Here is a 13,464-nt window from a genome sequence, read left to right as displayed (position 1 = left end):
CAATCTGTTGCATGAATCGACTCTATCTCTTCAAGGACAAGCTGTGATGTTCAATCCATCCGACTACATTAAAGAACATATCCGCACCGTGGAAAACTGGCCGCAGCAAGGCGTTATGTTCCGCGACATCACGCCTTTGCTGCAAAACCCCAAGGTATTCCGGGTACTGATCGACATGTTCGTGCATCGCTATATGGATGCCAAACTCGATATCGTCGCCGGCCTCGATGCGCGCGGCTTCATCATTGGCTCGGTAGTCGCTTATGAATTGAATCTCGGTTTTGTGCCTATCCGTAAAAAAGGCAAGCTGCCGTTTCACACGGTCTCCGAGCAATATGAACTCGAGTACGGCAGCGCCACCGTAGAACTCCATTCCGATGCCTGCAAAACGGGCGACCGCGTGGTACTGATCGACGACCTGATCGCCACCGGCGGCACCATGATGGCCGGCAAAAAACTGCTGGAACGTTTAGGCGCTACCGTCGTCGAGGGTGCCGTGATTGTGGACTTGCCCGAATTAGGCGGATCAAAACTGATTAAAGACAGTGGCTTGCCGGTGTATACGGTCTGCGATTTTGCCGGTCATTAAACTTCATCCTTAAACGCAATCGCAGCCATCGGCAAGATATCATCAGGCGAATAAAAAGGAGCAAATCCGACTCGGGATTTGCTCCTTTTTTATGTCGCCTCCCCGGTTTGTCTGACGTGAGCGGGTATGCGCGGATGAATAATCCGGAACCACAAGGGCGGGCAAAATGCCAGAACCACCATCGCGCCATACCCGCCCGGCAGCTGTGGCGCCTCGGCAAAATGCCGCAGCTCCTGATAGCGCCGGGATGCATACGCATGATGGTCGGAATGCCGCGCCAGGTTCATCAAAAACCAGTTCATCAGGCGGTAACTCGAATTCCACGAATGCTCGGGCCGGACGCGTTCATAGCCGTTGCCGGCAGCTTGTCTGGTCAGGCCGTAATGCTCGACATAATTGATCGCTTCCAGCTCGCAAAAAGCGACCGCCGATTGCCCGATAAAAAACACCAGGCCCGCCCAACCAAAGAATGCGAAGGCAGCACTGGCAAATAAAACCGAGATCGCCGACCACAACAACACCTCGTTGCGCCACCAGCCCAGCCCGCGCTTGTTCAGCCGTTTTGCCTCCAGCAGCCAGGCATTGCGGGTGTTATGCCATACCGCTTGCGGAATAAATTCATACACCGTCTGCCCCAGCTTCGCAGACGAGGCATCGAGCGGCGTCGATACATTCACATGATGTCCATACACATGCTCAATCTTGAAACCGCCGTAGCAGACGGATGACAACAAGATGCCGCCCGCCCATTGTTCCAGCCGGGTCGGTTTGTGTATCAACTCATGCGCCACGGTAATCGCCAGCGTGCCCGACACTGCCCCGACAGATAAAATCCAGCCCGCCTGACCTACCCAGTTAAAATTCACCGCCGTAAACACATGCAGCCCCCACCACAGCGACAAGAACTGCACCGGCAAAGCCGCTAATGCAAGCCAGCGATACAAGGGAATCGTCCGCACATCCTCAGCGGGTTGCGAAGTATCTTTACCCACCAGATAATCCAGCGCAGTCAAAATCCCGTACATCACGAAGACCGGCCAGAACGCGAACAAATTCGGGCTTTGACTTGCCTGACCGAAACGAAATGCATCAAATAATGATAAAGGAATCGTCAGGATCAACACAAAGCGCAAAGGCCACAGCCAGCGCGCTACAAAACTTGAGCGAGACGAGTTCGGTGCAGGCTTGGCGTTGGACATCGACACACCTTTGCAAGTCAACATTGGAGAAATCACTGATACCAATATAGCATCAAAATCATGATTTACCGTATTCATAATGAACCGTCAAAAAACGCAAAGTGCCGAATCTGGCGCTGCTTTTGCGCTATAATCGCGGCAATCCGAGGAGCGTTGCGACGAAATCTTGCTATTTCGCCAGGCTTGGATGATCAACACCGCAACTGCGCTCACGTTACTTTTTTCATTTAGAAAGGAGGGCGTGATGAACGCCACCACCATGACAACCGCAGCCACCGCATCCGTTTCAAACTCCGCAACAAAATCCACCCAAGACTTTTTCGTCGCCGATATCAGCCTCGCTGGCTGGGGCCGTAAAGAAATCCAGATTGCCGAAACAGAAATGCCGGGGCTGATGGCGATTCGTGAAGAGTTCGCCGCCAGCCAACCGCTAAAAGGCGCGCGCATCACAGGCTCGCTGCACATGACGATCCAGACTGCGGTACTGATCGAAACCCTGAATGCCCTCGGCGCGCAGGTACGCTGGGCCTCCTGCAACATCTATTCGACGCAGGATCACGCAGCGGCGGCAATCGCGGCGGGCGGCACGCCGGTATTCGCCTTCAAAGGCGAAAACCTGGATGAATACTGGGATTTCACGCACCGTATTTTTGAATGGACGGATGGCGGCTATTCCAACATGATTCTGGATGACGGCGGCGATGCGACTTTGTTGCTGCACCTGGGCACGCGGGCAGAGAAAGATATTTCTGTGCTGGCAAACCCAGGTTCAGAAGAAGAAATCTGCCTGTTCAACGCGATCAAATCTCACCTTAAAACTGACCCGACCTGGTACTCCAAACGTCTGGCGGCGATCAAAGGCGTAACCGAAGAAACGACGACAGGCGTGCATCGTTTGTACCAGATGCACAAAGAAGGCAAACTCGCCTTCCCCGCGATCAATGTCAATGACTCCGTCACCAAATCCAAGTTCGACAATCTGTACGGCTGCCGTGAATCTTTAGTCGACGGCATCAAGCGTGCAACTGACGTCATGATCGCCGGAAAAGTGGCCGTCATCGCGGGCTATGGCGATGTCGGCAAAGGTTCGGCACAGGCGATGCGTGCCTTGTCCGCGCAAGTCTGGGTCACAGAAATCGATCCTATCTGCGCCCTGCAGGCAGCAATGGAAGGCTATCGCGTGGTGACCATGGAATACGCGGCAGAACATGGCGATATTTTCGTGACCACCACAGGCAACTACCACGTCATCAGCCATGCCCACATGCTGAAGATGAAAGACCAGGCGATTGTCTGCAACATCGGTCACTTCGACAATGAAATCGACGTCGCCGCCTTGAAGCAATACACCTGGGAAAACATCAAGCCGCAAGTCGATCACGTGATCTTCCCCGACGGCAAACGCATCATCCTGCTGGCGGAAGGTCGCCTGGTCAATCTCGGCTGCGGCACCGGTCACCCATCGTATGTCATGAGTTCCTCATTTGCGAATCAAACCATCGCGCAAATCGAATTGTTCATCAACAATGACAAATACCCGGTCGGAGTCTACACACTGCCAAAACATCTGGACGAAAAAGTCGCCCGCCTGCAATTGAAAAAACTCAATGCGCAGTTAAGTGAACTGACCGACGAACAAGCCGCCTATATCGGCGTCAGCAAGAACGGTCCTTACAAGCCGGAGCAATATCGTTATTAATTAGCAGATTTGGTAGGATGCGAAAGCCCCTCTCCCGCTGGCGGGAGAGGGCAATTGATAGCACTATTTTTGCCCTTCAACTTGTCACACTGGAGAACCCATGCGCCTGCTTGCCACCTGGATCATCAACGGCCTCGCCTTACTCGCCCTGCCCTATCTTATGCATTCTGTGTCTATCGACAGCTTCGCAACCGCCTTGATCGTCGCACTGGTATTGGGTTTTGTGAACACCATCATCCGCCCTATCCTGGTCGTGCTGACGCTGCCGGTCACGGTGCTTTCGATGGGACTCTTCATCTTCATCATCAATGGCCTGATGTTCTGGGCTGTCGCCAATATGGTCAACGGTTTCCATGTCGCCGGATTCTGGGCTGCCGTCAGCGGTGCCTTGTTATATAGCGTGATTTCCTGGACGCTCTCAACTTTACTTCTGCAAAAATAATGTCTTCCCATAATTTCAGCATAGAATTTTTCCCGCCAAAAACGCCGGAAGGCGCAGAGAAATTGCGTGTCACACGCGCCAAGCTCGCCGAACTGCAACCCAAGTATTTTTCAGTCACCTTCGGCGCTGGCGGCACCACACAGCAAGGCACGCTCGATACCGTCGTCGACATCCGCAAGGAAGGCTATGCGGCAGCGCCACACCTGTCCTGCGTCGGCGGCACGCGCGACTCCATCCGCGACATTCTGAAACAATATCAGGCGCACGACATCCATCGCCTGGTCGCATTGCGCGGCGACCTGCCGAGCGGCTACGGTGCGGCGGGCGAATTCCGCTATGCGAATGAACTGGTCGAATTTATCCGCGCAGAAACCGGCGACTGGTTCCATATCGAAGTCGCCGCCTACCCGGAAATGCACCCGCAAGCGCGCTCGCCGCAAGACGACCTGCAAAACTTCGTGCGCAAGATGAACGCCGGTGCCAACGCCGCGATCACCCAATATTTTTACAACGCCGATGCCTACTTCCAGTTCGTAGAGTTAGCGCAAAAAGCCGGCGTCGCGGCACCGATCGTGGCTGGCATCATGCCGATCACCAACAGCAGCCAGTTGATCCGCTTCTCAGAAATGTGCGGCGCAGAAATCCCACGCTGGGTACGATTAAAACTAGCCAGTTTCGGCGACGACAGCGCCTCAATCAAAGCCTTCGGTCTCGACGTCGTCACGCAATTATGCGAACGCCTGCTGGCAGGCGGCGCACCAGGCTTGCATTTTTATTCGCTGAATCAAGCCGCAGCGACGACGGCGATCTGGCAGCGTCTGGTGTAGTGGTTTGAGCTGATCTAAAAAATAGAGTCCGCAATACCAGTGCGGTTGTTAGCATGAAAATGCGCCAAGAGCCGCACCGGTATTGCGAACTCTATTTCGATATTTCATCCCAATCGGATGCAATCCTTATAACTAGTTCTGACTAAAATCAACGATAAAGATTTAAAACCCCATCCTCAATCCTCATGAACATTTCCGAGCATTTTCACTCTTAAAGACGCATGCAATATACGGATCAGGTTTGGAAATTCCCTTTAAATTTTTTCAGTCAACACCCTATCCATCGCCACATCATGCGTATCGGCAGCGAACTCTGCATGCGCCAGCGAATAGGCGATGCCCACCGCTTTAGGTCGCGGCGCAATGGCCAGCGTCCTGTCGTAGAAGCCGCCGCCATAGCCGAGCCGGTAATTGTCGGAATTAAATCCCACGCAGGGAATCAGCAGGGCCTCTGGTTGCATCCATTGCGAACGTTGCGCCGGAACCGGGATGCCGTAATCGTCCTGCCCCATTGCGTCACCGGGAACCCAGCGCAAAAATTGTAGCGCCTGGTCTTTGCCGGGCACCAGCGGCAAGGCCAGTTGTACCTTCATCTGATGCAGTTGCGCATAGCAGTCGCGCAGGTCGGGTTCAGCCTGGATTGGCCAGAATACACCCAGGCTTTTGATCTGTTGCTGCCGGCACCAGGCGATGACTTGCTGGCCTATTTGCCGATCCCAAATCGCCCTGTCCTCTACGGCACTGGCGCGCCGCGCATCCAGCAATTGCTTGCGCAATCGGCTACGGCTGATCTGCGCGGCAGAATTGGCGGTGTTTTGTGCGCTCAGGCTTGTTTGCTGGGTGGGCTGTGTCATACTGTCAAAAACATCAAGATGGAAGCGGTAGAAAATGTGGTCAATCAAGAAAATCGCCGGTCGTAGCAGTCAATCCGGACCAGCGCCTGGACGAAAATACGCGCTACCGCTCAGCCTTTGCATGTTAGCAGTTTTATCCTTGCAGGCTAGCGTGGCGGCGGCAAAAAGCAACAAGAGTTTTGTCAATGATGACGATCACTTCATGGCCTTGCGCGATGCCGCGATGCATGACGATGCGGCCCAAGCCGAACTGCATGCAGCGGCACTGAAAAACTTCGACATCCCCTCTTATGTCGATTATTACCGGCTGAAAACCCGGTTCCGTACCGCTTCCGCAAGTGAATTCCAGGCTTTTTTAACGCAATATGAAGGCAGCGCGATCGCCGACCGCCTGCGCAACGACTGGCTGTTGCTGCTAGGCCAGCGCGGCGACTGGGAGACGTTTGACATCCAATATCCGCAATTCGTCGTGGCCGACGATACCCAGCTCAAATGCTATGCATTGCTGTCAAAAGCCGTCAAGCAACAAAAAGTCGCCGACGCCGCACGTGCCTTGCTGACCGCCCCGCGCGATTACGGTGCCGGCTGTTATTCGCTGGTGACTTACCTGTCTGAGAGCGGCCAATTCAGTGAAGCCGACTTGTGGGCGCAAATGCGCATCGCTGCCGAAAACGGCGCACTGCCATTGGCACAAAGGCTGGCGAAGCTGCTCGACATTACCGAAAAGCGGATCGTGCAGGCGATCGATAAGCCAACAACTTTACTGAAAAAACCGCCGGAATCCGGCAAAGTCTCTCACGAGTTATACCTGCTTGCATTGGGCCGCCTGGCAAAAACCGACCCCGACGAGGCCGCCGATACCTTGTCGCGGTATAGCGGCAAATTCAGCGATGCCGAGCGAGCGCAGGGATGGGCGCATATCGCTTTGCAAACCGCCCTCAAATTGCAACCTGAAGCGCTCGGTTACTGGCAGCGGGCCGAAGGCGCGAACTTGTCTCTGGAAGGCTACCAGTGGCGCGTCAGAACCGCCTTGCGTGAAGGCGAGTGGAAGCTGGTTAAAAGCGCCATCGCGGCGATGCCGGCGAGCCTGAAAAACGAGCCGGTCTGGATCTACTGGTATGCCCGTGCGCTGAAGAATGAGGGCAGGAACGAAGAAGCCCAGGCCATGTTTGCCGGCATCGCGGATCAATTGCATTTTTATGGTCAGCTCGCACTCGAAGAACGCGGTCAGAAAATCGGCGTGCCTTTGACCGTCAAGCCGGTGACTGCCGAAGAATTAGCACCGATGGAAAAGAATCTCGGTCTGCGAAGAGCATTGCGGTTTTATGCAATGAATCTGCGCTTTGAAGGCACCCGCGAATGGAATTGGGAGCTGCGCAAAATGAATGAGCGCCAGCACATCGCCGCCGCCGAATTGGCACGGCAAAATAATCTGCTCGATCGCATGGTCAATACCTCGGATCGCACCAAGGCGGAGATGGATTTCAGCCAGCGCTATCCGACGCCGTTTAACGACAGCATGTATAAAACGACGCAGGCGCTGGGGCTCGATATGGCCTGGGTGTACGGTTTGATCCGTCAGGAATCGCGCTTTATCATGAGTGCCAAATCGCATGTCGGTGCGTCCGGACTGATGCAAATCATGCCGGCTACCGCACGCTATGTGGCGAAGAAAATCGGTCTCGGCAGTTTCGTGCCGGACCAGGTCAATGACATCGACACCAATATCGCACTCGGCACCAATTACCTGAATATGGTGCTGACTGATCTGGGCGGTTCGCAGGCGTTGGCATCGGCGGCCTACAATGCGGGGCCTGGCCGGCCGCGGGCCTGGCGTGCCACGCTGACACACCCGGTCGAAGGCGCGATTTTTGCCGAGACCATCCCGTTTTCCGAAACCCGCGGCTACGTCAAAAACGTGTTGTCGAACGCGACTTACTATGCGGCCTTATTTGAAAAAAAACCACAGTCGCTGAAAGCACGTTTAGGTACCGTGACCCCCAAAGGCATGTCAGCGACGGATTCCGATTTACCTTAATTATTTTAAAATTTTTATGCAAGACACCGAATTAGAGACCGCGCTCGCTGCGCTACTCACTGACAATAAAAAACCTCGTCTGCAGCTCGTGATCGGCAATAAAAACTACTCTTCCTGGTCCATGCGCCCATGGGTCGTGATGAAGGCATTCGGGATTCCGTTTGAAGAAATTCTCATCCTGCTAGGCAAACCAGGTACAACCGCTCAAATCTTGGAATATTCTCCGGCTGGCCGCGTTCCGGTATTGCTGGCGAATGAGGTGACGGTCTGGGATTCTTTGGCAATTTGTGAATTTTTAGCGGAGCAATTTCCTCTGCTAAATTTGTGGCCGGAGAACATTGCCGCACGCGCGATGGCACGCAGCGTTTGCGCTGAAATGCATTCCGGCTTTGCGGCCCTGCGTTTCGATATGCCAATGAATATCCGTGCCAAATTACCCGGTAAAGGCCGTACCATAGGCTCGCAGGCAGATATCGGCCGCATCTGCGAAATCTGGGAAGATTGCCTGTCCGGTTACGGTGCGCATCAATTTTTATTCGGCGATTTTTCGATTGCCGACGCGTATTTCGCGCCTGTCGTCATGCGTTTTCGTACCTATGGCGTATCGCTGGCACCGGCGCTGCAAGCCTATGTCGAGCGCGTCACGGCGCATCCGGCCGTCGCCGAATGGATACGCGATGCCGAAGTCGAAACGCATGATATGCCTGGCCATGATGCGCGCCCGGCATTCTGATCCACACTCCGCATAAGCAAGGCCATGAAGACTTATATCGTCGGTGGTGCCGTACGGGATCGCTTGCTTGGCCTGCCGGTGCAAGACCGCGATTATGTGGTGGTCGGCGCCACCCCGGAGACCATGCTGGCGCTCGGTTACACACCGGTCGGCAAAGATTTTCCGGTATTCCTGCATCCGAAAACCCATGAAGAATATGCGCTTGCCAGGACCGAGCGCAAGACAGCGCCCGGCTATAAAGGCTTTGTATTCCATACCGATGCCGGGGTCACATTGGAGCAGGACCTGGTTCGTCGCGATCTGACCGTCAACGCCATGGCGCAAGATGAAGACGGCAATGTGATCGATCCGTTTGGCGGTCAGGCCGACTTACGGCAAAAAGTTTTTCGCCATGTGTCGGCCGCCTTCGCCGAGGATCCGGTCCGCATCTTGCGCGTCGCGCGTTTTGCTGCGCGTTTTTCGGTAGAGCCGCATGCGTTCACGGTCGCTGCACAAACCAATCAGTTGATGCGAGACATGGTGAATGCCGGCGAAGTCGATGCCCTGGTAGCGGAACGCGTCTGGCAGGAACTGGCGCGCGGACTGATGGAAGCACGCCCCTCCCGCATGTTTGAGGTGCTGCGTGATTGCGGCGCGCTGGCGCGCCTGCTGCCGGAATTAAATGCCTTGTGGGGCGTGCCGCAGCCTGCCAGGCATCATCCCGAAATCGATACCGGCGTGCACGTCATGATGGTGGTCGATTATGCGGCACAGCAAGGCTATTCGCTGGCGGTACGGTTTGCCGCATTGATGCATGATCTGGGTAAAGGAGCGACCCCGCCTGCCGCCTGGCCTAGTCATCATGGACACGAGCAGTTGGGTGTCGATCTGGTAGAAGCGCTCTGCCAGCGTTTAAAAATACCGAATGACTGTCGCGATCTGGCTATCATGACGGCACGCGACCACGGCAATATCGGACGCGCATTTGAACTGCGGCCAGACACCATCGTCGCGCTGCTGGAACGTAGCGATGCCTTTCGCAAACCGCAACGGTTTTTAGAATTGCTGCAAGCCGCGCAGTCGGATTGTTTTGGCCGTGCGAATTTACCTGATGTAAGTTTCCCGCAAGCCGATTATCTGGCCCAGGCATTGAAAGCGGCGCAGCAAGTGCCGGCGGGCGAGATTGCGCAAGGTTTCCCAGGTCAGCCGCAACAAATTGCAGCGGCAATCCATCAAGCCCGGGTAGCGGCAGTACGGGCGTACAAACTTGCATTCAAGTAAGCATTTTCAGGACTATTGCGATCCAGTTTTCAGGCAAAATCAACTAAAAACCGGCTGAAAACAACATAGCTCCTACAGGTTTTCTGGAATAATCCTGAGTGTTCGCCTACAATGAAGCGAGAAATTGTGCATCGCACAATTTGCTTTACCGGAAGGATTGCCATGAACGCATCAGACCTATTGCCCCATGACAAAGATGGTCAGGCTACCGAGCCCAAGTCGGCAGCCAAGCACTCTGTGTTCGTCAAGGAATTATCGGAAAAAGACCGGCGCCGCATTTTGCGCCACTTTCTGGCCCTCAAGGAGAGCGACCGGCTGCTGCGTTTTGGCACCTATTTACCCGATGAGATGATCACTAAATATGTGGAGGGTATCGACTTTTCACGCGATAAAGTATTTGGCGTCATGAGCGCACATTTCCGACTGGTGGGCGTGGGTCATCTGGCGTTCGCGCCGCGGCAACCCGAAGATGACATTACGGACAAAGAGAAAATTGCTGAATTCGGCGTCTCGGTTTCAGAATCAGCGCGCGGCAAAGGTGTCGGCTTTAAACTATTCGAGCGTGGCGCCATCCATTGCCGCAATGCGGATGTCGATACACTCTACATGCATTGCCTGTCGTCGAATCAGACCATGATCCATATCGCAAAAAAAGCGGGCATGGAAATCCATAGAGAATATGGTGAAGCGGATGCCTACCTCAAATTATTACCCGCCGATGCAGTCAGCGTCCTGAAAGAAGCCATGCAAGAGCAAGTTGCGGCCCTGGATTACACCATCAAGGCGAATACCCGCGCCGCGGTTAAATGGCTGGGCAATTTGTCCGGCACAAAAGACGAGTAAGGACCTCTTATCGTAGATGCGCTCTGCTTGAATTAATCCCTGAAGCACGCGGGCAAACTCCGGTGGCGCTCACCTGTCACAAAAATTAATTCACAGCAATCCCACCAAATCACAAAACCAGAAGGGCCTACGATGCTATTCATCGTTATAAAATACTGTGTTATCATTTCGCCAACAACAATATAAAAACCGGCCTATCCATACTACCAGGGACATATTTTCATCATGAACCAGACGTCTGCAGCAAAAACGCCCAACAACGATAGCCGTCAGTTCATCCTCGAAATGCTGGGGTTTTCCGATGCCGAAAAAACGATGCTGGCATCCACCTTCCGGCTCACGGGACGCAGAAGTTTTTGCTACGCCGAGCCTAGTCTGGAAGAAGATCGGCCCGACATTTATCTGGTGAATACCGATAATGCAGAGGCATTGCAAGAACTGGAAAAACGCTCGCCAAATATCCATGCGCCAGCCGTGTTAATCGGCCGCGATCCGGCTGTCGCTGTGGAATGGCCCTTGATACAAAAACCGATACACTGGATGCGCCTGTTCGGTCAGCTCGATGACTTGATGCACGCCGCACTGCAAGAGCGCAGCCGCCGCCAGCAAGGCGGTGAGCAGCATTGGGACGGTCAGACGTATCGCCGCACCATCGATAAAAAACAGCTGCCAGAAGCTTTATACATTCCCAAAAAGGCTGCCGAATCCGTGTTGGTGGTCGATGACAGCGCCACCGTTCGCGCGTTTATGCGCATCAAATTAGCGCCCTTCCACTTTGACGTCGATTACGCTGAAAACGGCGAACAGGCGATTGCCATGACCGAGGTCAAGAAATACACCTGCGTATTTTTAGACATCCTGATGCCGGGAATCGATGGCTACAAAGTCTGCAAACATATCAAATCCAACGCGGGCACCAAAAATACCGCGGTGGTCATGTTAAGCAGCAAATCGTCTGCCTTCGACAAATTCCGCGGTAGCTGGGCGGGCTGCGATGCGTATATTGGCAAACCGGTCGACGAAAACGAATTGCTCTCAACCATCGCCCGCTTTTTGCCTAGTGCACGTGAGACCTCCGCCGGACATATATCGCTGGCCCAGTCAACGATCTAGCAATCCATCAGGCGCTCAACACCGGCAATGCGGTCGTATCCTTAATCTGCTGCAAGGCAAAGCTCGATTTCACGTCGAGCACCGCCGGGTGCCGCAGTAAGGTTTCCATCATGAAGCGCGAGAAGTGGTCCATATTCTCGACATGCACCCGCAACAGATAATCCATTTCGCCCGTCATCGCGTAGCAGGCAACGATTTCCGGCCACTGTTCCACCGATGCCGCGAAATCATTGCGCGGTGAACGCGACGCGCCTTTTCCGGGAGCGTCGTTATGTTTCTCCAGCCGCACATTCACATAGGCCAGCAAACCCAGGCCGATTTTGGCAGGCTCCAGCAGGGCAACGTATTTGCGGATCACGCCGCTCTCCTCCAGGCGCTTGATCCGCCGCAGGCAGGGTGATGGCGATAAATTTACGCGCTCTGCCACCTCCTGATTGGTCAGGCGCCCATCGGCCTGCAAAATCGCCAGGATCTTGCGATCAATCTTATCCAAAGAAATTGCCGTCATAGTCTGCCAATAATTAATATTAATTAGCAATATTATTGCCTAAATACAGTAATCCTTGGGTTATTTTGCAATTTAATGGCGTGAATCACGAACTATACTGAGAACATAATCTATGTCAAAAATAGTTGACCTTGATTGCCGCCATCCGGCGCACTGGCACGATGTTGCTACCGTAGCGCAGATGCTATGACGATTACTTCAGGAGACAAGCATGACTTTCCAAACTTGGGACAACCCTATGGGTACCGATGGTTTTGAGTTTATCGAATACGCCGCACCCGATCCAAAAGCGCTGGGCGACTTGTTCGTGACTATGGGTTTTACCGCGATTGCCAAGCATCGTACCAAGGATGTGACTTTATATCGTCAAGGCGGCGTGAATTTCATCATCAATGCCGAGCCCGATTCTTTCGCCCAAAAATTTGCCCGCAAACATGGCCCATCCGTATGTGCTTTTGCGTTCCGCGTCAAAGATGCGAATGCCGCTTACAAACGTGCGCTCGACCTCGGCGCATGGGGCTTCGATAACAAAACCGGCCCGATGGAATTGAATATTCCGGCAATCAAAGGCATCGGTGATGCGTTGATTTATTTCGTCGATCGCTGGCATGGCAAAGATGGCGCGCAAGACGGTGCCATTGGCAATATCAGTATTTACGACGCCGACTTCGTGGCCATTCCCGGAGTCGATTCCAATCCGGTTGGCAGCGGCCTGACTTACATCGATCATCTGACCCACAATGTGCACCGCGGTCGCATGAAGGAGTGGGCCGATTTCTATGAGACCTTGTTCAACTTCCGCGAAATCCGTTACTTCGATATCGCCGGTAAGCACACCGGCCTGAAATCCAAAGCCATGACTTCACCTTGCGGCAAGATTCGCATTCCTATCAATGAATCGTCGGATGATAAATCCCAGATCGCAGAGTATCTGGATCTGTACCACGGCGAAGGCGTGCAGCACATCGCGATGGGCACGGACAATGTGTATAAAACCGTCGGCGATATGAAAAAGGACGGCGTGGTGTTCCAGGATACGATCGACACTTACTACGATCTGGTCGATCGCCGCTTGCCGGGTCACGGTGAAAATCTCGAAGAATTGCGCAAGCTGCGGATTTTGCTGGATGGCAAGAGCACCGAGACATCGCGCGAATTGTTATTGCAGATTTTTACCACGACCGTGATTGGCCCTATCTTCTTTGAAATCATTCAACGCAAAGGCGACCAGGGTTTTGGTGAAGGGAATTTCCGCGCCCTGTTTGAATCGATCGAACTTGATCAGATTCGTCGTGGCGTTCTTAAAGACGATAAAGCACCGGCCTGATCCAGCGACTCGTTAAGAGAATACAAGGTCAA

General features: G+C 53.8%; 13 protein-coding genes and 1 riboswitch. Of the genes, 10 read left to right on the top strand and 3 right to left on the bottom strand.

Annotation, left to right across the window (positions count from 1 at the left end; translation table 11 throughout):
- Window positions 1-46 precede the first annotated feature (46 nt).
- Window positions 47-589 carry an adenine phosphoribosyltransferase gene (locus tag LPB67_RS00440; RefSeq protein WP_262835077.1) on the top strand — a complete coding sequence of 181 codons (543 nt, stop codon included), beginning with the start codon at window positions 47-49 and terminating at the stop codon, window positions 587-589.
- An 89-nt stretch (window positions 590-678) separates the two neighbouring features.
- On the opposite strand, the gene LPB67_RS00435 is transcribed toward LPB67_RS00440, so the two are convergent.
- Window positions 679-1,788 carry an alkane 1-monooxygenase gene (locus LPB67_RS00435; protein WP_262835076.1) on the bottom strand — a complete coding sequence of 370 codons (1,110 nt, stop codon included), beginning with the start codon at window positions 1,786-1,788 and terminating at the stop codon, window positions 679-681.
- A gap of 139 nt (window positions 1,789-1,927) precedes the next feature.
- Window positions 1,928-2,006: riboswitch (S-adenosyl-L-homocysteine riboswitch) on the top strand.
- Window positions 2,007-2,032: 26 nt separating this feature from the next.
- Here LPB67_RS00435 and ahcY point away from each other — a divergent pair.
- From ahcY to metF, 3 genes are all read left to right on the top strand, one after another.
- On the top strand, window positions 2,033-3,487 hold the full coding sequence (gene ahcY / locus LPB67_RS00430; RefSeq protein ID WP_410482683.1) for an adenosylhomocysteinase: 1,455 nt from the start codon (window positions 2,033-2,035) through the stop codon (window positions 3,485-3,487).
- 100 nt (window positions 3,488-3,587) lie between these two features.
- On the top strand, window positions 3,588-3,929 hold the full coding sequence (locus tag LPB67_RS00425) for a phage holin family protein (protein WP_262835075.1): 342 nt from the start codon (window positions 3,588-3,590) through the stop codon (window positions 3,927-3,929).
- Complete coding sequence (gene metF / locus LPB67_RS00420) at window positions 3,929-4,756, top strand: methylenetetrahydrofolate reductase [NAD(P)H] (protein WP_262835073.1); 828 nt, start codon at window positions 3,929-3,931, stop codon at window positions 4,754-4,756. Before LPB67_RS00425 ends, metF begins: the two co-directional genes overlap by 1 nt.
- A 254-nt stretch (window positions 4,757-5,010) precedes the next feature.
- On the opposite strand, the gene LPB67_RS00415 is transcribed toward metF, so the two are convergent.
- A complete protein-coding gene (locus LPB67_RS00415) occupies window positions 5,011-5,610 on the bottom strand; it encodes a 5-formyltetrahydrofolate cyclo-ligase (protein WP_262835072.1) in 600 nt (199 codons plus the stop codon).
- 121 nt (window positions 5,611-5,731) lie between these two features.
- On the opposite strand from LPB67_RS00415, the gene LPB67_RS00410 reads away from it, so the two are divergent.
- The 5 genes from LPB67_RS00410 to LPB67_RS00390 all read left to right on the top strand — a co-directional run bounded on the left by LPB67_RS00410 (window position 5,732) and on the right by LPB67_RS00390 (window position 11,597).
- Window positions 5,732-7,648: a lytic transglycosylase domain-containing protein gene (locus LPB67_RS00410; RefSeq protein WP_262835071.1), complete on the top strand. Its 1,917-nt coding sequence runs from the start codon at window positions 5,732-5,734 to the stop codon at window positions 7,646-7,648.
- A 16-nt stretch (window positions 7,649-7,664) separates the two neighbouring features.
- Window positions 7,665-8,381: a glutathione S-transferase family protein gene (locus LPB67_RS00405; RefSeq protein WP_262835070.1), complete on the top strand. Its 717-nt coding sequence runs from the start codon at window positions 7,665-7,667 to the stop codon at window positions 8,379-8,381.
- A 24-nt stretch (window positions 8,382-8,405) separates the two neighbouring features.
- Window positions 8,406-9,641, top strand: coding sequence for a multifunctional CCA addition/repair protein (locus tag LPB67_RS00400; protein ID WP_262835069.1), 1,236 nt, complete (start codon window positions 8,406-8,408; stop codon window positions 9,639-9,641).
- A gap of 162 nt (window positions 9,642-9,803) precedes the next feature.
- Window positions 9,804-10,484, top strand: a complete 681-nt coding sequence (locus LPB67_RS00395) for a GNAT family N-acetyltransferase (protein ID WP_262835068.1) — start codon at window positions 9,804-9,806, stop codon at window positions 10,482-10,484.
- Between the two features lie 225 nt (window positions 10,485-10,709).
- Window positions 10,710-11,597 (top strand): response regulator, encoded by an 888-nt coding sequence (locus LPB67_RS00390; protein WP_262835067.1) that lies wholly within the window; start codon window positions 10,710-10,712, stop codon window positions 11,595-11,597.
- 7 nt (window positions 11,598-11,604) lie between these two features.
- On the opposite strand, the gene LPB67_RS00385 is transcribed toward LPB67_RS00390, so the two are convergent.
- Window positions 11,605-12,105 (bottom strand): Lrp/AsnC family transcriptional regulator, encoded by a 501-nt coding sequence (locus LPB67_RS00385; RefSeq protein ID WP_262835066.1) that lies wholly within the window; start codon window positions 12,103-12,105, stop codon window positions 11,605-11,607.
- A gap of 211 nt (window positions 12,106-12,316) precedes the next feature.
- On the opposite strand from LPB67_RS00385, the gene hppD reads away from it, so the two are divergent.
- On the top strand, window positions 12,317-13,432 hold the full coding sequence (hppD, locus tag LPB67_RS00380) for a 4-hydroxyphenylpyruvate dioxygenase (protein ID WP_262835065.1): 1,116 nt from the start codon (window positions 12,317-12,319) through the stop codon (window positions 13,430-13,432).
- Window positions 13,433-13,464 lie beyond the last annotated feature (32 nt).

The sequence above is a fragment of the Undibacterium sp. Jales W-56 genome, from assembly GCF_025548535.1.
GTDB lineage: Bacteria > Pseudomonadota > Gammaproteobacteria > Burkholderiales > Burkholderiaceae_D > Undibacterium.
Note: the sequence above shows the minus strand (reverse complement) of the source record. Positions and strands in the feature narration are given on the sequence as shown.